At 69.2% G+C, this 20,058-nt stretch carries 16 protein-coding genes and 1 pseudogene; 13 read left to right on the forward strand and 4 right to left on the reverse strand.

Annotated elements, in window-relative coordinates:
• The first annotated feature begins 307 nt into the window (after nt 1–307).
• The 6 genes from ABT061_RS41330 to ABT061_RS41355 all read left to right on the forward strand — a co-directional run bounded on the left by ABT061_RS41330 (nt 308) and on the right by ABT061_RS41355 (nt 6,277).
• Nucleotides 308–769, forward strand: a complete 462-nt coding sequence (locus tag ABT061_RS41330; RefSeq protein ID WP_350928566.1) for a hypothetical protein — start codon at nt 308–310, stop codon at nt 767–769.
• 80 nt (nt 770–849) lie between these two features.
• Nucleotides 850–1,326: a hypothetical protein gene (locus ABT061_RS41335; RefSeq protein ID WP_350928568.1), complete on the forward strand. Its 477-nt coding sequence runs from the start codon at nt 850–852 to the stop codon at nt 1,324–1,326.
• Between the two features lie 207 nt (nt 1,327–1,533).
• The gene (locus ABT061_RS41340) at nt 1,534–2,226 is read left to right on the forward strand and encodes a hypothetical protein (protein WP_350928570.1); all 693 of its coding nucleotides are present in this window, start codon (nt 1,534–1,536) and stop codon (nt 2,224–2,226) included.
• A 316-nt stretch (nt 2,227–2,542) separates the two neighbouring features.
• A complete protein-coding gene (lnt, locus tag ABT061_RS41345) occupies nt 2,543–4,075 on the forward strand; it encodes an apolipoprotein N-acyltransferase (RefSeq protein WP_350928572.1) in 1,533 nt (510 codons plus the stop codon).
• Between the two features lie 427 nt (nt 4,076–4,502).
• Entirely contained in the window at nt 4,503–5,327 is an 825-nt protein-coding gene (locus ABT061_RS41350; RefSeq protein WP_350928574.1) for a hypothetical protein, read from the forward strand.
• Nucleotides 5,328–5,632: 305 nt separating this feature from the next.
• The gene (locus tag ABT061_RS41355; protein ID WP_350928672.1) at nt 5,633–6,277 is read left to right on the forward strand and encodes a DNA alkylation repair protein; all 645 of its coding nucleotides are present in this window, start codon (nt 5,633–5,635) and stop codon (nt 6,275–6,277) included.
• A 67-nt stretch (nt 6,278–6,344) separates the two neighbouring features.
• Here ABT061_RS41355 and ABT061_RS41360 read toward each other — a convergent pair whose 3' ends face one another.
• The gene (locus ABT061_RS41360) at nt 6,345–7,109 is read right to left on the reverse strand and encodes a class I SAM-dependent methyltransferase (RefSeq protein WP_350928576.1); all 765 of its coding nucleotides are present in this window, start codon (nt 7,107–7,109) and stop codon (nt 6,345–6,347) included.
• A 377-nt stretch (nt 7,110–7,486) separates the two neighbouring features.
• On the opposite strand from ABT061_RS41360, the pseudogene ABT061_RS41365 reads away from it, so the two are divergent.
• Both ABT061_RS41365 and fdhA read left to right on the forward strand, forming a co-directional pair.
• Nucleotides 7,487–8,325 (forward strand): annotated as a pseudogene (locus tag ABT061_RS41365) (IS5 family transposase).
• A 239-nt stretch (nt 8,326–8,564) separates the two neighbouring features.
• Nucleotides 8,565–9,788: a formaldehyde dehydrogenase, glutathione-independent gene (fdhA, locus tag ABT061_RS41370; protein WP_350928578.1), complete on the forward strand. Its 1,224-nt coding sequence runs from the start codon at nt 8,565–8,567 to the stop codon at nt 9,786–9,788.
• Between the two features lie 90 nt (nt 9,789–9,878).
• Here fdhA and ABT061_RS41375 read toward each other — a convergent pair whose 3' ends face one another.
• The 3 genes from ABT061_RS41375 to ABT061_RS41385 form a co-directional block, all read right to left on the reverse strand.
• The gene (locus ABT061_RS41375; RefSeq protein WP_350928580.1) at nt 9,879–10,358 is read right to left on the reverse strand and encodes a hypothetical protein; all 480 of its coding nucleotides are present in this window, start codon (nt 10,356–10,358) and stop codon (nt 9,879–9,881) included.
• Nucleotides 10,359–10,476: 118 nt separating this feature from the next.
• The gene (locus ABT061_RS41380; protein ID WP_350928582.1) at nt 10,477–12,702 is read right to left on the reverse strand and encodes a cytochrome P450/oxidoreductase; all 2,226 of its coding nucleotides are present in this window, start codon (nt 12,700–12,702) and stop codon (nt 10,477–10,479) included.
• A gap of 155 nt (nt 12,703–12,857) precedes the next feature.
• Complete coding sequence (locus ABT061_RS41385) at nt 12,858–13,940, reverse strand: NAD(P)-dependent alcohol dehydrogenase (RefSeq protein ID WP_350928584.1); 1,083 nt, start codon at nt 13,938–13,940, stop codon at nt 12,858–12,860.
• 75 nt (nt 13,941–14,015) lie between these two features.
• Between ABT061_RS41385 and ABT061_RS41390 the strand changes: the two genes are divergently transcribed.
• The 5 genes from ABT061_RS41390 (at nt 14,016) to ABT061_RS41410 (ending at nt 20,058) form a co-directional block, all read left to right on the forward strand.
• Nucleotides 14,016–15,485, forward strand: coding sequence for an aldehyde dehydrogenase family protein (locus ABT061_RS41390; protein WP_350928586.1), 1,470 nt, complete (start codon nt 14,016–14,018; stop codon nt 15,483–15,485).
• Nucleotides 15,486–15,743: 258 nt separating this feature from the next.
• The gene (locus tag ABT061_RS41395; protein ID WP_350928588.1) at nt 15,744–16,730 is read left to right on the forward strand and encodes a zinc-binding dehydrogenase; all 987 of its coding nucleotides are present in this window, start codon (nt 15,744–15,746) and stop codon (nt 16,728–16,730) included.
• Nucleotides 16,727–18,166 carry an amidohydrolase family protein gene (locus ABT061_RS41400; protein WP_350928590.1) on the forward strand — a complete coding sequence of 480 codons (1,440 nt, stop codon included), beginning with the start codon at nt 16,727–16,729 and terminating at the stop codon, nt 18,164–18,166. The genes ABT061_RS41395 and ABT061_RS41400 overlap by 4 nt, the downstream gene beginning before the upstream one ends.
• Nucleotides 18,163–18,831: a flavin reductase family protein gene (locus ABT061_RS41405; protein WP_350928592.1), complete on the forward strand. Its 669-nt coding sequence runs from the start codon at nt 18,163–18,165 to the stop codon at nt 18,829–18,831. The genes ABT061_RS41400 and ABT061_RS41405 overlap by 4 nt, the downstream gene beginning before the upstream one ends.
• Nucleotides 18,832–18,948: 117 nt before the next feature.
• On the forward strand, nt 18,949–20,058 hold the full coding sequence (locus ABT061_RS41410) for a BMP family ABC transporter substrate-binding protein (RefSeq protein ID WP_350928594.1): 1,110 nt from the start codon (nt 18,949–18,951) through the stop codon (nt 20,056–20,058).

Consider the following 20,058-nt stretch of genomic DNA (forward strand, 5'->3'; position numbering starts at 1 on the left):
AGGTTCAATAAGTGGCCGGACGGCGTACATGGACAGATGTCAAGCTGGGTGACCCGTCCGAGTGGGCCGCCTGTCAGGGGGGTCCGGTTCCCACAGAGGAGTAATCCTCTGGATCGCGCTCGTACGGCTCACACCCACTCTCCGAACGTGAGCGGTAACCCCGATCAAGCTCCTTACTACGCCGAAGCCCTGGTTGCGAGACGTGTTCGCGATCAAGGTTCGGCGGGGTTTCCTTGTGATCCACAAGCGCCTCGCAAGCAGGTTCCGCCATGGTCCCAAGAGAAGACGGCGATGGGGGAGGGCGGGGTTGAAGGTTCCGGGACGTGCTTCCGGGTGCCTGCTGGCGGCTTTCCTGTGCGAGCTGGTGGCCGTGGGAGTCAGTCTCGTTCTTCTGCCCGGCCTTGCGGCGGAGCTGGGGAGACAGGAGAAGGGCGGTGACGGGGTGAGCTTCTACGCCGAGTTCGCGCTGGACAAGGCCCAGACGCTGCTGTACTCCTACGCCATAGTGGGGGCGATCACGCTGGCGCTGGCGGCTCTGGTACGGCGACGAGGCGGGACGCCGGGCACGCAGGCCGCCATGGCGGTGGGCCTCGTACCGTACACGCTGCTCTGTTTCTTCTTGTGGTCGACGTCGGCTTTCCGGGCCGATGAAGTCCTGGACCGGTACTCGCACCTGGCCGCCTGGCTGGCGGTCATGGTCTGGCTCCTCTACGTCGCCGCGACGATCCTGCTGTTCCTCTCCAGGAAGAACATGCGTGGAGCCGACTAGATGATCATTTACAGGGGGTGGCCATGAGCCGGCCGATGCGATCACGCCTTGGGCGCGGAAATCCCGAGGAGCGCGGCGTCATGGGCGGCCTGGTGGATCTCGGACGCCGGGGGGTGCTCCTGCTCGGTGCGGTGGCGGTGCTCGCGGCGTGTGCATCGACTGCGCAAGGCGCGGATGACGAGCGGGTCCGCACGGACCTGGAGCCGCTGGAACGCCGGTTCGCCGCGCTCGGCCGGTTGTCTGGCGCGCACTGGCTCGGCATCGTCTTGGGCGGCGATTCCAGGTTGTCCGTTCCGGGCCCCAGCGACGTTCGACTGGTGGGAATCGCCCAGTTGAGAGCAGGCGCCGTCGCCGCCGTCGTGGGAACGCCACAGTGGGATTTCGAGCCCGAGACGCCGAGTTCGCCTCCGGAGCCGCTCGCCGAGTTCATGCCCGCGGGCGCCCGGTGGGTCCGGAGCGGATCCTTCGACCTTGAGGTGACGAGCGAAGGAGACTCCGGAGCGTTCTACCTCGATCCGGAGACGGACAGCGTCTACTTCGATTACGTCGACCAATGAGAACAGAATTCCGGGATCGGGCCGTTGCGGACACAGTCGTCGACTGGCTCATGCCGACCCCGCCTGCGCTGCTGGAATCGCCGTGGCCCCTCAGACGGTGTTGGGGTGCCGTCAACGGACATGTCACCAATCGCCAAACGCGGCTGATCCCTGGATCGCATGGAACATCCGCCGCACAAATCATGATCTTTACGATAGAAAGACGTCGTGACCAACGATCAGCGGCATGGCAGTCGCTGGCAGGACCGCTCGCGTGCGACCCGTCCCGTAGAGATCCTGGTGAGCGCCCTGGCGGTCGGAGCGGGATTCGGCGCGGCGACCTCCCTCGTGAACGCCCTCTCCCACGGCTACGCCGACCTTGAAAGCCGTGCCTACACCACCAGCGGGTGGTCAATCGCGGAGATCATGAGCGTGCTGCTCGACTCCGGCTGGGCTTGGGCGGGGTTGGCGGTCGCCATGGGGGGGCTGGTAACCCGCGCAAGAGAGATCCGTCCTGCGGCACTGGCCCGAGGCGCTGCCGCGGGTGCACTGGCCCTGCTCGCGGCCACGGCCGCCTACAGCGTCATGGAAACCATGCGCAACGGCGAACCCTTGTCCTCCTGGTACGAGACCGAGCCGCTTGTGTGGTGGGTCACCAGCGTCCTCTTCGGGGCGCCCCTGGGTGCCGTAGGTGCGTTCGTCAAGCGTCCGGGAGTGATCGGTCTCCTCGCGAGATTGACCGTGCCGGCCGGCGCTGCCGTACAGATGATCCTGCTCCCACCGGGCAGAAATGAGGTGATCGCGACCATAGGGAAGACGGTCGTGTGGGTGGCGGCTGCCGCGAGTATCGGCTTCATCGTCGTCCGTTTCCTCCTCGTGGAGCGACGTCGGCGCTCTCTGGCAGCTGCGGAGTCGCCGTAAGAAGATCCGCTTGGCAGTGTGGCGCTGCTTGCGCGGCGCGTCCAGAACATCGGGCAGCGATCTCGAACAGGCCGGTGTCGGGTTTGCGGATGCCTTCGATTCCTGAGGGCGCGCAGGCGTCAACGGCCGCGGCCAACCCCGTCTACTGAATCTTGCCGAGCTGGTTGTCTGCGGTGCCGTTGGCAACGATCGGCAGACCGTCGGATGGTGGGTGCTTGACCGGCCGGTATGACGCGATCGGCCGACCCACAGGGGCCGTTCGCCTTACCGGGGTCGCCGATGGGTTCGCCGGTATCCGCGTGGGTAGCTCGATGGCATGCTCGCCGTGCTGGTCCGCTGGGGGCTCCGTCTCCTCGCCCTCCTGATCGGCGCCTGCCTGGCTCTGGCGTTTCCGGCCGTCAGCGCGTGGTGGTGGGCGTGGGTGGGGCTCGTTCCTCTCCTGCTGCTCCTGGCCCGCGCAGGATCTTTTCGGGAGGCGGCATGGCGCAGTTGGTTGGCGGCGGGCGGCTTCTTTGTGACGCTGCACCACTGGGTGCTCCCCTACCTGGGAGTCTTCTCGGTGGTGGCGGCTGGAATAGTCGGCCTGGTCTGGGTGCCCTTCGGGCTTGCCGCCTACGGGCTACTGCGGCGGCCCTCGCTCGCCAGAGTGCTGGTGGCGATGCTCGTACTGCCCTCGGTGTGGCTGACCGTCGAAGCGCTGCGCTCCTGGAAGCACCTGGGCGGGACGTGGGGGCTCCTCGGCCTCAGCCAGTGGACGGCAGGGCCGGTACTCGCCGTCGCCGCCCTCGGCGGGGTGTGGCTGCTGAGCTTCCTGCTGGTCGCGGTCAACATCGGAATCACCGCCCTGCTGATCCCCGGCGCCATGCTCCGTACCCGACTGGTCGGCGGGGGAGTCGCCGTCGTTCTGGCCGCGGCCGCGGTCGGCTACGGGATATTACGGCCGGAGCCGGTGGTGACCGGCAGCATGCGCGTGGCGGGTGTGCAGCCCGGTATCGTCTACGGCCCGCAGAAGCGCCTCGCCGTCCATCTGCGGCTCACCCACGAACTCGCGGGACTCGACCACGACGTCATCGTGTGGGGCCAGAGCAGCGTCGGACTCGACCCCAAGCAGCGGCCCGACGTTGATCGCCAGTTGCGTGAGGCCGCTGCCGCGACAGGCAGCGACCTGCTGGTCAACGTGGACGCTCGCGGCCCGTCCGGGCAGATCACCAAATCGACCTACCAGTACACCGGCAAAGGGCTCGTGGCCACGTACGCCAAGCAGCGGCTGGCGCCCTTCGGCGAGTACATACCGCTGCGACCGCTGCTCGGCTGGATAGCCGATTACACCGGGGCCCCCAAACAGGACCGATCCCCCGGCGACAAGCTGACGACGCTGAACGTCTCCGGTCTGAAGGTCGGCCCACTGATCTCCTACGAGTCGACCTTCCCCGACATGCGGCGCGACCTCGCGCGCATGGGCGCCGATGTCACCATCGTGCAAGGCTCGCTCACCACATTCCACGGCAGCTGGGCACATTCACAGCAGGCCGGCTTCGAGGCCGTACGAGCGGTGGAGTCCGGCCGCCCAGCGGTGCTGGTGGAGCTCGACGGGACCTCGGCGGCATTCGACGCGCGAGGCAGGCCGTTGATATGGGTCCCGCCCGAGTATCGCGGCACCTTCATCGTCGACGTACCGCTCTCCAGCGAAGAAACGCTCTACGTCCGGTTGGGCGACTGGGTGCCTCTCATGTCCGGTGCGATCGTGATCGCGGCCATTCTCGGGCTTGCCATCCGGCGGGTCGGGCGGCGCCTGGCCCATTGGGGCTGCCGCGAGACTCGGGCAGGCAGCAACCGTAGTCGGAGATAGCAGAACGAAGGGCCAGGCCCGCACAGCCCTCACCTTCTGTTCCGTAGCCAGTTCGAGATCGTCCGTCGGTGTCCACCGGCATCCCCAAGACCTGCTCACAGGCCCTTGATCGTTTTCTGTGAGTGTCCATCCCTGTCCAGGGGCGGTGTCAGCACTTCCGTTAGGAAGATCGAGCGTAGTGCCAGGGTTTCAGGCATCGCTCCCGCTTCATCGCACGTGTGCTCGGCGTTGCCGCCCGCCACGCGGGAAAGCACAAGGCCGAACGCCGAAGCAGGCAAGGTCCCCGATGGAATGCGCCCGTTACCATCTCAGCTGAGCTTCACTTTTCCGTTGAATGCCTCAAAAACTCAAAAATAAGGACAAATGCCCCATGAGACGATGGGTTGCCCTAGCAGTCGCCGTACTGATCGCGTCCGTGTCGGCTGCCATGAGTCCCGCCGCCGCGCAGGCAGATGCTCCCGATCCGGCGCGCACACTCAAGCAGCAGTTCCGGAATGAGCATGGCGTTCGGATTTCCGAGACCAACCGCTTCTTCTACGGCAAGAAGTCGACGGTCTCCGGGAGTGGGATCCGGATCAGCGGTCATCTCCAGTTGGCCCCGTCAGGTCCGGTGGCTGCGGATTTCACCTGGTGGGATCTCTCCCGGCCGAAAGGCAAGGGGCTCCCGTCCAAGAAATCGGACCCCTACCGGGTGATCCGCGTCGGTAAAAACGTGTACGACGACGCCACCCGGTACCCCGGGCCCGTTCCGGATGGCAAGAAGTGGGTCCGGTTCCCGAACGAGCACAGGGGACGCATGAACCGGGACATGGCCCGGGACGCCAGCCTGCAGCCGATCGACATGTACGACCTGTCCATGATGAAGGCCGTACTGAAGCGCTCAGCGAGCAAGGCCGTCTCCGGCGGTTTCCTCTACCGAGGCACCGTGAGCTACCAAGAACTGCGCAGGATTTCCAAGAGCGCCCCCATCGCTTGGACCTCGGGGAAGCCCATCGGCAAGAAGAGCAAGGGGAAGGTCTCCTGGCAACTCTGGACCGGCCGTGACGGTCTGCCCAAGCGCCTGGTCACCACCGACACCGCGGGAGGGGGGAAAGAGCCGCTGGTCAAGCGGAGCGACACGCGCTACACCGACTGGGGATGCCATCTCGTCATCACCACCCCGCCCGCTGAGGAGGTCATCGACGAAGGTGATCTGTTGGAGTACGTCCGCATGCAGAACATGCCCATTCCGACGGACGCCAAGAACACTTAAGACGCTCTGGCGATCACGAGAACGGCCCGCCGGTTATGGAAGATCGCCAGATATTCCAAGATCGCGTTGGCGGGCTTGATGTACCGGGTTAGCTAGGAGTTGGATGGCTGCTCACAGCGAAGGCGAGGGTCAGTGCCGAGAACTGCTGCAAATTTGTGAAGACGCGGAATTTCGTGTCGGTGGCTCCGTCGAACCGGCGTGTACGACAGGAGGCCGACTTCCGCCGTAGGCTGAATCTCGCACATGACGGACAGGAGGCTGAGGTGGCCGAGACGACGCTGACCGAGACGATGGTGGCCGAGGTGATGGCCGAGCTGGCCGAGCTCGAGGACCCGAAGACGCGCGAGGTGAACGAGAAACACGGTGACGATCACGGTGTGAACCTCGGCAAGCTGCGCGCGCTCGCGAAGCGGCTGAAGACGCAGCAGGAACTCGCGTGCCGGCTCTGGGAGACGGATGACACCGCGGCGAGACTGCTGGCGATCCTGATCTGCCGCCCGAAGGCGTTCGAGCGTGACAAGTTGGATGTCATGTTGCGCGAGGCGCGCACACCCAAGGTGCACGACTGGCTCGTGAACTACGTGGTGAAGAAGAACCCGCACTCCGAAGAGCTGCGCCTGGCCTGGTCCGCCGATCCGGATCCAGCGGTCGCGAGTGCCGGCTGGGCGCTGACCACCGAACGCGTGACGAAGAAGCCCGAGGGCCTCGACCTCGCAGGACTGCTCGACGTCATCAAGGCGGAGATGAAAGACGCCCCGGATCGCCTGCAGTGGGCGATGAACCACTGCCTGGCTCAGATCGGGATCGAGCACGACGAGCACCGCGCCCGTGCAATCGACATTGGTGAGCGCCTGGAGGTGCTCAAGGACTACCCGACTTCCCCGGGCTGCACGTCTCCGTTCGCGCCCATCTGGATCACCGAGATGGTGCGCCGACAGCACGATAAGTAGGAAGGTTCGCGCTCACGCTCGTGCCGTCAAGCATCATCTGCTCGGCGCTGTGTGGTGCGCACGCTCCCTAGGGCATTCCGGGAGGGACGGGCTCCGCGGTACCGCGCCGCGCCACGAACACGAACTCCCTGCCCGGCCGGTCGGGTGCGTCGCGTACGTCCTCGACGACGAAGCCGTGCTCGTGCAAGTCCCGCTCGATCTCCGTACGTTCGCGGAAGCGAAGTGTCGATTCCGAGGTCAGTACGTCCCCGTCCGCAGCGAACACGTGCGTACCCCGGAAGCTCACCAGCGGCAGGCTCACGTCCGTCAGCTCGGCCCAGGTCTCGACGTGGCCGACGCCCGGGATATCCGTCATGCGGTACGTGGTCTCGCGCGTCCACTCCGCCCACTCCTCCCACACGCGCTGCGCCGGATCGCGCGTCTCGAAGACAAGCCGCCCGCCGGGCCGCAGCGCCTCGTACGCGCCGCGCAGCGTCGTGCGCCATGCCTGCGGATCGGCGATCGCCTGGGCGACGTTCCCGGTCATCGTCACCAGGTCGATCTGCATGGGCGGCAGGTCCCCCGCGTCGCCGTCGAGCCAGCGCACCCGCTCCGCGCCCGGCTTGCCACGCGCGACGTCGACGGACGCCCGCGCGGGATCGATCCCGGTGACCGTGATCCCGCGCTCGGCGAGCAGCAGCGCGAACACGCCCGTACCGCACCCGATGTCCAGCACGGACCGCGCGCCGAACTCCTCCGCCATCGCGAGATACGCGTCGAGATCGCTGCGGTCCGGATCGAGTGGGTCGTAGATGGCGGCGAGGCGCGGATGCCCGAAAGCTGTGTCAACCATGGAGGCGAACGTATGTGGCCCCGAGCCCGCGCGGCCACTGCTTTCTCGGGTTACGGCGCCAAGCGGGCGCGGCGAAGTGCGCCGCTGATCCCGGCGCCCCTATCGGGCACGGCCGTACCGAAGCGAACCTCGGCCAGGCCGCTAAGTGGGTGTTTGATCCCAGGAGATAGGGAATCGCCTGATCCATTCGGTAGCCTGCGCGCCCGACTTGTACTCTTTCAATGGATTCCGAAACGGCGGCCTTCGAGGAACAGGCCGCCGGTCCCGTCCAGGAAAATCCTGTCTCATCCCAAGACCTGGCGCCCTGTCCTTACCCGCCGGTGAGGGATACCCATCGAGGCCTGGGCGGCCGATGTGCCGCGCGGTACGCCGGAGGCATGGCCGAGCGGCGACCGTACCCCAGCGACCTGTCCGACGCCCGCTGGAAGCTCATCGAACCCGTGCTGAGCGCCTGGCGCGCCGACCGCCGCGGCAGAGGCCTGGACATCGGGCGCCCCTGCGAGCATGACCTGCGCGCCATCATGAACGCCATCGTCTACGTCGACCGCACCGGCATCCCCTGGCGTTATCTGCCGCACGAGTATCCGCCCTGGCGGAGCGTCTACGGCTACTTCGCCCACTGGCAGAACGACGGCGTCTTCACCCAGCTCGGCGGCCTGCTGCGCCGATTGGTACGCGCCGCCGAAGGCCGTGATCCCGAACCGACGGCCTGCGTCATCGACGCCCAAAGCGTCAAGACCTCGGCCAACGTGCCCGCCGCCGGCCAGGGCTACGACGCGGGTAAGAAGATCACCGGTCGCAAGCGCAGCATCGTCACCGACACCCTCGGCCTGCTACTGGCGGTCATGGTCACCGCTGCCAGTGTCTCCGACGGGGCCGCCGGCCTGCCCCTGCCGGCCCAGGTCGCCGCCGATCACCCGACCATCACCAAGACCTGGGCCGACAGCGCCTACCGCACCACGGTCATCGAAGGTGGCGCCGCGCTGGGCATCGACGTCGAAGTCGTTCGCCGCGACTCCGCCACCAGGGGATTCACCGTTCTGCCTCGACGCTGGGTCATCGAGCGCACGCTGGGCCGGCTGATGTTCCACCGCCGCCTGGCCCGCGACTACGAAGCCCTGCCCGCCCGCTCCGAAGCCATGATTCACACCGCCATGATCGACAACATGACCCGCCGCCTCACCCGCGAATCCCCCCAACCTGGAGAGACACCTGAAACCACAATCAGACAGAACTCACGGGATCAAACACCCACTCAAGGAACTGTTCGCGCGGGGACCGGCTCCCGAGGTGGCGCCGAAAACAGCGGGTATATGGTGGAAAACGGACAGTGAGCCATTGTCTCCGGTCCGGACTCGGCCGTCACAGCCCCCTCGTAGCCCCCTCGCGGGCGACGACCGGCTGCTCCACCGGGCATCACGTGGAAGGGCGCCACGAGGGAACACGGAGGACGTCATGCCGAGCAACAGAGCCGTCTCCTACCAGGGACCGGGCAAGGTGGAAGTCCAGAACATCGGCTACCCCGAGTTCGAGCTCAAGGACGGCCCGGGGGTCAACCCCGCCAACGTGGGCCGCAAGGTGCCGCACGGGGCGATCGTCAAGACCGTCGCGACGAACATCTGCGGCAGCGACCAGCACATGGTCCGTGGCCGCACCACCGCGCCCGTCGGCCTCGTGCTCGGCCACGAGATCACCGGAGAGGTCGTCGAGGTCGGCCCGGACGCGGAGTTCACGAAGGTGGGCGACCTCGTCTCGGTGCCCTTCAACATCTCCTGTGGCCGCTGCCGCAACTGCAAGGAGGGCAAGACCGGGATCTGTGAGAACGTCAACCCCGACCGGCCGGGCTCGGCGTACGGGTATGTCGACATGGGCGGCTGGGTCGGCGGGCAGGCCCAGTACGTCCTGGTGCCCTATGCCGACTGGAACCTGCTCAAGTTCCCGGACAGGGACCAGGCGATGGAGAAGATCCTCGACCTGGCCATGCTCACCGACATCTTCCCGACCGGCTTCCACGGCTGTGTCACCGCCGGGGTGAAGCCGGGATCGACCGTCTACATCGCGGGTGCGGGCCCGGTCGGGCTCGCCGCGGCGGTCTCGGCGCTCCTCCTCGGGGCCGCCGCGGTCATCGTCGGCGACCTGAACAAGGACCGCCTGGCGCAGGCCCGCAGCTTCGGCTGCGAGACCGTCGACGTGTCACGGGGCGAGCCCAGGGACCAGATCGAGCAGATCCTCGGCGTGCCGGAGGTCGACTGCGGCGTCGACGCCGTCGGCTTCGAGGCGCGCGGCCACGGCGCCGACGCCGGACAGGAACGCCCGGCCACCGTGCTCAACTCGCTCATGGAGATCACCCGAGCGGGCGGCGCGCTCGGCATCCCCGGCCTGTACGTGACCGGTGACCCGGGTGCCCACGACGAGGCGGCGAAGCAGGGCTCGCTCTCCCTCCGGCTCGGCCTCGGCTGGGCCAGGTCACTCTCCTTCACCACGGGCCAGTGCCCCGTCATGCGCTACAACTACTACCTGATGCAGGCGATCCTGCACGACAGGGTGCAGATCGCGAAGGCGGTCAACGCGGTGCCGATCCCGCTGGAGCGGGCACCCCAGGGGTATCAGGACTTCGACCAGGGCGCCGCGTCCAAGTTCGTGCTCGACCCCAACGGCATGCTCGGCACGACGGGGTAGCGATCCGTCACCGACGCCGGACCCCGCGTGCGGGCGGGGTGAACCGATCCCTTCCCCGTACGTGCCACCGCTTCCGGTGGTCGCCCGGATTCAAAGTGCTTCGACGAACAACTCGGCCTCGCGCTCGCCCATGCCGGTCTCGCCTCGCACCAGATAGACCGCCTGCTCGGCGCGGCCGGCGGCCTTGAGTTCGCGCACGCGGGTGGCCAGATCGGGGCCCGCCGCACCGGCGTGCGGCAGAGCGGTGGGTTGGGCGGGCTTGAACCGGGTCATGGCGGGTTGGCTCCACAGGTCGTGTCCCATGGCCACGCCGTCGACGGTCATCTTGGCGTCCCGCAGGCTGAGCCCGGTGTGGCGGCGCAGCTCCTTGATCGCCTCGATCTTGCGTCCCGTGCGGACCAGGCCGGTGACGAGCTCATGCAGCCCCTGCGGGGTAGGCATGGGCGTCGGCATGGGCATGGGCGCTTGGTTGCCCTTCCTGGCGGCCATGACGACCCCGATGACGATCACCAGGATCACCGCGACCAGGACGGCGACGATCAGCAGTTCCACGGGTCCCAAGTTCGGCATGTGCGGCATCGTATGACGGATCCGCGCGAGCGGTACAGGTGCGAGGGGCGGAGGGGGAACCCGTGGGCGATTCCCCCTCCGCCCCCGCTCCTCGCTTCCTGCGAGTCTCGCCGGACCGTCAGAGGTCCAGGACCAGGCGGGGTGACGACGAGCGGCCGACGCAGATCATCATGGTCCGGCCCGCCTCCCGCTCCTCGGCGGTCAGCAGCGAGTCGCGGTGCTCGGGCGTTCCCGCGAGCACCCGGGTCTCGCAGGCGCCGCAGTATCCCTTCTCACAGTCGTAGGAGAGGCCGGGGGCGACCTCGCGGATCGCCTCGATGAGGCGCTGGTCGGGCTCGACCCGCACGGTCCGCCCCGTCCGGGCGAGGTGGACGTCGAAGGCGGTGTTGGCCGCCGGGTCGAAGAGCATCTCCGGGGCGTCCCCGGCGGTGAAGCGCTCGACGTGCAGCCGGTCGCCGATGCCCAGGCGCTCGCAGACCCGCTCAACGGCCTCGATCATCCCGGACGGGCCGCAGCAGTAGATCGCGGTGGCCGGCCCCGCCGAGGCCAGGATCGCGTCCAGGTCGGGAAGGCCGAACTCGTCCTGTGGCACCAGCTCGGCGCGCTCGCCCGCGCACTCCACCAGTTCGTCGCCGAAGGCCATGGACGCGCGGGATCTCCCGCCGTAGACGGCGCGCAGGGGGCTGCCCCGGCGGGCGGCGGCGCGGACCATGGCCAGGATCGGGGTGATGCCGATACCCCCGGCGACGAACAGGTAGTCCTCGGCGGCCACCAGCGGGAAGTGGTTGCGCGGTCCCCGTACGCCGACGGTGACACCCTCACGGGCGATCTCGTGCATCTCGGCCGAGCCGCCGCGGCCGTTCTCCTCGCGCAGCACCGCCACCCGGTAGCTGTCTCGCTGCCCGGGGTCGCCGCACAGGGAGTACTGCCGGACGCGGCCCGACGGCAGGCGGAACTCCAGGTGCGCGCCGGGCTCCCAGGCGGGCAGTTCGCCGCCGCCCGCCCTGGCCAGGGTCAGCGCCAGCACACCGTCGGCGACCGGCTCGGCCCGGGTGACGACCGCCTCGAAGGAGGCGGCCTTGTTGAAAGAAGAGGTGAAGGCCGGCTGGGTGCCGGGCGCGGATCCGGCACCCAGCCGGGGTCCCGGTGGGAAGATCGCGGGGATCGCGTCCCAGCCGGACTGGTTTCCCCGCGTGGGGTAGGCGACGAGCCCGTCTTCGAGCACCTGGAATTCGGGCAGCCTGGTCAGCACCTGGGTGATCATCTCGCGGAACATGGCGCGGGCCAGGTGAGCGCCGGCGCAGCGGTGCGTGCCGATGCCGAAGCTGAGGTGCCTGGTGGCGTCCCGGTCCAGGCGCACCTCGGCGGGGTCGGGGAAGACGGCCGGATCGTGGTTGGCGGCGACCCACGAGATCAGCACGCGCTCGCCGGCCCGCACCGGGCACCCGCCGATCTCGGTGTCGGCGCGTACGGTGCGCGCCATGGACTGCGAGGGGGCGAACGCCCGGAGGAACTCCTCGGTGGCCGTGTCGAGCAGGTCGGGCGACTCGATCAGGCGGCGCCGCTGCTCGGGGTGGCGGCTCAGATGCACGAGGACGCTGCCGGTCAGCGACGTGGTGGTGTCGACACCGCCCGCGATGAGCAGCCCGATCACCGACACCAGTTCGTCCTCGCCGTACGGGGTGCCGTCGGGACGGTGCTGTGCGGCCAGGACGCTCGTCGCGTCCGAGGCGGGTTCGGTCCGGCGTAGCCGGATGATCTCGCGGATCCGCCGTTCCATGTAGGCGAGGCCCTCGGCGCCCCTGCGGGCCCTGTCGCTGTCGGCGGGCGCGGCGAAGATGTCGTGGATCGGCCCGGCCAGCCGGGCCCAGTCCTCCTCGGGGAAGCCCAGCCAGTCCAGGGTGACCGCGGCGGGCAGCGGGTTGGTCAGATCACGGACGAAGTCGGCCGAGCCGTGCTCGATGAACGCGTCGACGACGCGCGTGGCGTGCCTGGCGATCATCGGCCGTAGCCGGTCGACGGCGTCCGGGGTGAGCAGGGGGTTGATCAGGTCGCGGTACTCGGTGGCCTGTGGAGGGTCCAACTCGATCGGGTACTGCTCCAGGCCCGGCCCGCTGGGGATGACGATCGCGACCCGGTCCTCGCCCGAGGAGGCCCTGGAGGAGGAGAAGGTGTCGTCGTCGCGGGCGATCCTGGTCACGTCCGCGTAGCGGGTCGTGTAGACGAAGCCGCCGTGGGCCGGGGTCCGGCCGACCGGGCACTGCTCGCGAAAGGAGTCGTAGTAGGTGACCGGGTCCGCGGTGCACGCCGCGGAGTGGTGGTCGAAGTCAACCTGCTGGGTCATGGCGCACAGGCCCCATATCCATACGAACGATGCGCGGTGTTGCCCAGCCGCGCCACTGGGTGTCTGGGTGCCGGAAGTCTACTCACGTGCGGATCACGAGACAATGTCTCGCATATCGCAGCGATGTCACACGGTCTCCGGCGAGGACCGGGAGCTCAGAAGGTCAGGACGGCCTTCGCGGTCCTACCGGCGCGCAGGTCGGCGATCGCCTCGTTGATCCGCTCGAAGGGGTAGGACGTCATCATCCTGTCCACCGGGAAGCGTCCCGCGACGTACAGATCCAGCAGCCTGGGCAGGAACACCTGGGGGAGGCTGCTGCCGCCGATGATCCCGGTGACGGTGCGTCCGTTGAGGATACTGCGCCAGTCGAAGCTCATCTCCTGGCTGGGGCCGACGCCGATCACGCCGCACCGGCCGAGCGGGCCGAGCGCCTCGACGGCGGTGCGCAGCACGTCCTGGCGGCCGGTGGTGTCGATGACGAAGTCGAAGCCGTGCGGTGCGATCTCACGCAGCGCCTCGGCCGAGCCGGAGGCGGAGGAGTCGACCGTGTGCGTCGCTCCGTAGCCGCGGGCGGCCTCCAGCTTGGCGGCGTTGACGTCGACCGCCGCGACGACCGAGCAGCCGCTGATCGCCGCCGCGATGATCGCCGCGACCCCCACCGCGCCGGCCCCGAAGACGGCGATCGAGGAGCCGGGGGACGGGCGCAGCACGTTGAACACCCCGCCCGCGCCGGTCTGCAGGCCGCAGCCGAACGGGCCGACATGGGTCAGGTCGATGCTCTTGTCGATGGGAACGACGGCGCGCTCGGTCGCCACGACGTGCGTGGCGAAGGACGACTGCCCGAGGAAGTGGCCGTTGACCGGCGCGCCGTCCAGGGAGAGCGCCGAGGAGCCGTCGGGCCGCCTGCCGCCGAAGTTGAGGGCGTCGAAGCTCCGGCAGTAGGCGGGGGAGCCGGTCAGGCAGAGGGGGCAGGCGCCGCAGGAGGTGAAGCTCATCGCCACGTGGTCACCGGGGGCCACCGAGGTCACCCGCGAGCCGACCCGCTCCACGACCCCGGCGCCCTCGTGGCCGAGCACCGCGGGGGTGGGGAAGAAGGTGGCGAACTCCAGGTCGGTACCGCAGATGCCGGTGCTGCTCACCCGGACCAGCACCTCGTCGGGACGGGGCTCTTCGAGTTCTGTCTCCCGGAGGGCGAAGGACCCTCCGGAGGCCTCCAGAACGGCGGCGGTGATACGCACGGATCCTCCACAGCTATTTTCATAAAACGAGATGGCATCTTGACATGCAGAACAAGGGGGGTCAAGGATTCCGACATGGCCGAACTTGTGATCCCATCCGCCCAGCAACTGATCGACGGAGAGTGGGCAGCCGCTCGCGACGCCGGTGAGCTCGACATCGCCGACCCCGCCACCGGCCAGACCATCCAGACGGTGGCCTGCGCGGGCCGAGCGGACGTGGACGACGCCGTGGCGGCCGCCAGACGGGCCTTCCCCGGCTGGGCCGCGACCTCGGCCTCCGAGCGCGGCAGGCTGCTGCGCCGCTGGTCGGAGCTGATCGGCGAGCATGTCGAGGACCTCGCCCGCTTCGAGGCCCGAGACGTCGGCAAGCCGCTGTCGGGTGGCCGGATGAACATCTTCATCGCCCAGGGCATCATCGAGTACTTCGCGGGCGCCGCCGACAAGCTGACCGGCGTGACTCTTCCCACCCGCACCCCCGACTACCTTGGCTACACCCTGCAGGAGCCGTACGGCGTCTGCGCGGTCATCATCCCTTGGAACGTTCCGGCAGTGCTCACCGCGGCCAACGTGGCCCCCGCGCTGGCCGCGGGCAACACGGTGGTGCTCAAGCCCTCGGAGGTGGCGCCGCTGGCGCCGTTCGCGCTGGCGGAGCTGGCGCGGCGGGCCGGTTTCCCGCCGGGCGTGCTCAACGTGCTCACCGGAGTCGGCGCCGACGCCGGTGCCGCGCTCACCTCCCACTCCGAGGTGAACCACATCAGTTTCGTCGGCTCCACGACCACCGGCCGTGCGATCATGCGGGCCGCGGCGGACAACCTGGTCCCGGTCAAGCTGGAGCTGGGCGGCAAGTCGCCCAACGTGCTCTTCGCCGATGCCGATCTCGACGTGGCGATCCCGGCGATCGTGGGCTCCATCACCGAGAACGCCGGGCAGAACTGCTACGCGGGGTCGAGGCTGCTCGTCGAGGCGTCCATCAGGGACGAGGTCGTGGAGCGGGTGGCGGAGTCGATGCGCGCCGTGCGGATCGGTCCGTGGGACGCCGACCTCGACATGGGGCCGCTGGTCAACGAGGCGCAGTACCGCCGGGTGCTCGGCTTCCTGGAGAGTGCCCCCGCCGAGGGTGCCCGCCTGGTCGCCGGGGGTGGCCCCGCGCAGCGGGCGGACGGCGGCTGGTTCGTCCAGCCGTCGCTCTTCGACGGCGTGGACCCGCGCTCCCGGCTGTCCAGGGAGGAGGTGTTCGGCCCGGTGCTCGCGGTGCAGGAGTTCTCCGGCGCCCGGCAGGCGGTGGAGATGATGAACGACACCGACTTCGGCCTGCTGGCGTGCATCTGGACGAGCGACGTCTCCCGGGCGCTGCGCCTGGCCCAGGAGGTGCGCTCGGGGCAGGTCTCGGTCAACCAGTTCGCCGACGCCGGGGTCATCGGCTTCCCCTTCAACATGCAGAGGGACAGCGGCTTCAGCCGTGGCGGCGGATACGCCGCCATGCGGGAGTACACGCAGGAGAAGGCTGTCGCGGTACGTCTGCTCGACCGGTCGCCCGTGGAATGAACGTGACAGTGACGGAGCGGCTGTTAAATGGCAGCGTTCCAACCTGCACATATTCGCGCCACGCGGCACGCATGTAACAAGCATGTGACGCGCGGGGCAGTTGGCTCCGGAGGCATTGACACGCCTATCGGAGCGGCGGCAGAGTACGACGCATTGCGGGCGATGAATCACAATGCGAGATGCCATCGTGAATAACGATCGCTTGGAGGGTTAGAGTTGCGAGCACTGGTCCAGACGGCCTTCGGAGGTCCGGAGGCGGTGAGCGTTCAACAGGTCGCCGACCCCGAGCCCGGTCCGCTCGACGTGGTCGTCCGGGTCGGCGTCTGCGCCCTCAACCGGCTCGACCTGCTCCAGCGGCGCGGCCCCGGGGTGCTCCCCGGCTTCAGCCTGCCGCACATCGCCGGCATGGACATCGCCGGCCACGTGGCGGCGATCGGATCGGCGGTCACCGGCCTGACGGCCGGAGACCGGGTCGTGGTCGATCCTACGGTGGGCTGCGGATCGTGCCCGCACTGCCTGGCCGGTGACCGCGGCCACTGCGTCCGGCTGCGGGTCATCGGCGGGAACATGCCGGGCGGCTACGCCGAGTTCGTGGCGGTCCCCGCCGACCTGGCGCACCCGGTGCCGGACCACGTCGACCTCGACGAGGCCGCGGCGCTGCCCACCCCGTGGAGCACCGCCTGGAACGCCACCTACGCCGTCGGGAAGGTGACCGCCGGCGACTGCGTGGTGATCCAGGGCGCCGCCGGCTCCGTCAGCATCGCCGCGATCCAGCTGGCCAAGCGGGCCGGCGCCCGGGTGGTGGCCGTGGCCGGAAGCGACGAGAAGCTCGCCGTCGCGGCCGGGCTCGGTGCCGACCTGCTGCTACGCAACGACGCCCCGATAGCCGACGCGGTCCGCGACTACACGGGCGGCAGGGGTGCCGACGTCGTCCTCGATCACGTGGGCGCCGCCACCTGGCGGCACTCCCTGAGCTGCCTGCGGATCGGCGGCAGGCTGGTGACCTTCGGCAACACCAGCGGCGACCAGGTCTCCCTCTCCCTCGCCGAGATCTACCACCGAGGGCTCCGCCTGCTGGGCGCCGGCGCCTACACCTCGGCTGACTTCACCGCCATGCTCGACGCGTACTTCGCGGGAGGCATGCGCACCCTCCGCGCCGCCGAGTGCGGCCTGGAAGACCTGCACGAGAGCTTCGGGCTGGAGCGCTCGCGCGATCTGGTCGGCAGGGTGCTGGTGCGGCCATGACGGAGGAGCGGGCAACGCAGCCGGGTCGAGCGGGGCATGACGTCGCTCTGCTGATCGTCGGCGGGGACGTGGTGACGATGTCGCCGCGTCGCGAGGTGGTCACCGGCGCCACCGTCGCCGTCGCCGACGGGCGCATCGCCGCGATCGGTCCCGCCGCCACCCTGCGGAAGGACTTCCCCGGCGCGGCCGAACTCGACGCGGGCGGCTGTGTCGTCATCCCGGGCCTGGTCAACGCCCACCAGCACACCACCGCCGACCCGCTGGTGCGCAGCATGATCCCGGACGACATCGACTCCCAGGAGTCGATCTTCGACTGGATCGTCCCGCTGCACGGCAAGGTCACCGGCGACGACGACGAGCTGTCCGCCACCCTGACCGCCGCCGAGTCGCTCCTGCGCGGGGTCACCACCATCCTGGAGCCGGGCACCGTCGCCCACCCGCTGCGGGTGGCGGCGGGGCTCCGGGCGGCCGGCATCCGCGGCCGGGTCGGCCGGTGGGGCTGGGACGTGCCCGGCGCCCTTCACGCGCTGCCCGCGGCCGAGACCCTGGCCCTGCAGGAGGAGACGGTACGCGCGCTGCCGCCAGGCGGGACCGTCACCGGCTGGGTCACCCTGGTGGGGCACGATCTGGCGAGCGACGAGTTGTTCACCGGCGCCGCCGAGCTGGCCGAGCGGCTGGATGTCGGTCTCACCTGGCACATCTCGCCGGGCGAGGCGGACGTCCACGCCTACGCGCGGCGCGCGGGCAGGCGGCCGGTGCTCCACTTCGGGCAGCTGGGCGTGCTGGGCCCGAGGCTGGTGCTCGGCCACGCCGTCTGGCTCGACGACGCGGAGCTGGACGCCCTCGTCGAGACGCGGACCGCGGTGGCATCCTGCCCCGGGGCCTACCTGCGCCTCGGCCAGGGCTACACCCGCGCCGGCCGGCACGCCGAGCTCGTACGCCGAGGCGGCAGGGTCGCCCTGGGCTGTGACTCCCACAACGCGGGCGACGTGCCCGATCTGCTGCGTGCCGCGTGGTTGCTGGCCGCGCTGGAGCGCGACCGCGACGTGCGGCCCGTCCTCCGCGCCGACCAGGTGTTCGCGCTGGCCACGATCGACGGCGCCGCCGCGGTGGGCCTGGGCGACCTCGTCGGCTCGATCGAGGTCGGCAAGGCCGCGGACCTCGTGGTCCTGGACACCGGGGACCCTGTCTGGGCCCCGCGCGGTGACCTCGCGACCCACCTCGTCTGGGGCGCCCCGAGCCACACGGTCCGGGACGTCCTCGTCGACGGTCAGGTGGTCGTGCGCGACCGCCGGATCACCACCGTCGATCTCGAAGCCCTGTCGGAGGAGGCGCAGGCACGGTCCGCCGCGCTGCTCCGCAGGACCGGTATCGACGTTCCCCACCGCTGGCAGGCCCTGTCGGCGGAAGAATACATCCAAGGAGTACACGGATGAGGATCATCGATCTCGCAGACAGGACGCCGGCGCAGAAGCAGGGATTGCTCTCCCAGCTCGTCGTGCCGCGCCCGATCGCGATGATCACCACGCTGGACGCCAAGGGCGGCGTGAACGTCGCCCCGTTCAGCTACTACATGCCGGTCTCCGGAGAACCCCCGCTCGTCGCGGTCACGGTGGGCTCGGTCAGGGAGGCGACGGACGAGCCCAAGGACAGCTGGGTGAATCTGAACGCCTCGGGCGAGTTCGTGATCAACGTGACCACGACCGCCCTGGCCGACCACATCGAGACGGTGGCCAGGGAGTATCCGGCCGGCGTCGACGAGGCCGACCTCGTCGGCTGGCGGACCGTGCCGTCGCAGGTCGTCCAGCCCCCGTCGCTGGCCGACAGCCCGGCGCACCTGGAGTGCCGGGTGCGCGAGGTCATCGACCGGGGGGACTCCTCCTCCTGCTTCTCGGGTGTGCACATCGTGCTGGCCGAGGTGGTCTGCATAACGGTGGACGAGTCGATCATGGCGTCCCCCACCAGGATCGACCCGACCAAGGTGCACGCGGTCGGCAGAATGGGCTTTCCCTGGTTCGTCGCGGCGTCGCCGGAGTCGACTTTCAGCCAGGACCGCATCGCCTACGCCGATCTGCCGGGTGGCGAGGAGGTGCTCGCCTGACCTGTCGCGCAGGCAGGGAGGGGCTCCGCTAAAGCCCGCACCCCGCCGGCGACCAAGATTCATCCCCCACTCGCGCACCGTGGGCGGTGCGCGAGCATTCAGATCGAGAGGATCGTCATGGCCGCATACTATCGAAGGGGCCGGGCCACGGCCGCACTGACCGCCTGCCTGAGCGCGCTGGCGCTCGCCGGGTGCGCGAGCAACGACGCCACCGCGCCCCAGGCCACGGCCCCCGCCCCGGCCGACGCGAGCGCGAAGACCGAGGGCGGCAACGTGCTACCGGGTCAGCCGGACATCAACGGCGACGGCAAGGTCGTCATCGGGGTGCTGAGCCCGGGTGACATCAACGACAAGGGCTACTACCAGAGCTTCGTCGACACGGCGGAGGCGTACGCCGCGGAGAAGGGCTGGACGATCATCAAGCGCGGCAGCGTCAACACCAGCGAGGCGCTCAACGCCGCGCGGGCGCTCTGCCAGCAGAAGGTCGACATGGTTGCCCTCGGCGCCTCGGAGCTCCGGGACGCGATCCCGGCCTCGGAGGAGCCGGTGTGCGCGAACACCGCCTGGTACGTGCCGTCCGCCGACAACATCCTGCAGACCCCGAAGATCATGCTTTCCACCGACCGGGCCGACCAGAGCATGCTGGCCGCGGGGTACGCGGCGGGCCTGATCATGAAGGACAACGGCGACACCAAGGCCGGGTTCGTGACCGGCCCCGAGGCCGACTTCACCGTCACCGCGTCCGCCGCGTTCAAGGCCGGCATCCGGCTGGTGATTCCGGAGGCCACGCTGACGACCACCTACAGCGGAGACCTCAACGACTCCGCCAAGGCCAAGGAGGCCACCCAGGCGCAGATCAGCCAGGGTGTCAAGGTCATCTACCCCTACCTCGGCGGCGCCACCGACGCGGCGGCGGAGCTGGCCAACGCCAACGGGGTCCTCACCCTCACCCCCGGTACCGACCGGTGCGACTCCACCAAGCCCAAGTTCGACATCTCGGTGCTCTTCAGCCCCGGAGACTACTTCAAGGCCGCGCTGGAGGAACTCGCCGCCGCGAAGCTGCAGATGGGCGTGGAGAAGGTCTGGACGCTCGGCGTCGACCCGTTCCCGACCGTCAAGATCTGTAACGGGACCCCCGAGCAGAACGAGAAGCTGAAGGCCTTCATCGCCGACGTCGGTAGCAAGAAGATCGACACCACGGAGACGGTGAAGAGGCTCGGTTCCTGA

The organism is Streptosporangium sp. NPDC002544 (genome assembly GCF_040295965.1).
Taxonomy (GTDB): Bacteria; Actinomycetota; Actinomycetes; order Streptosporangiales; family Streptosporangiaceae; genus Streptosporangium.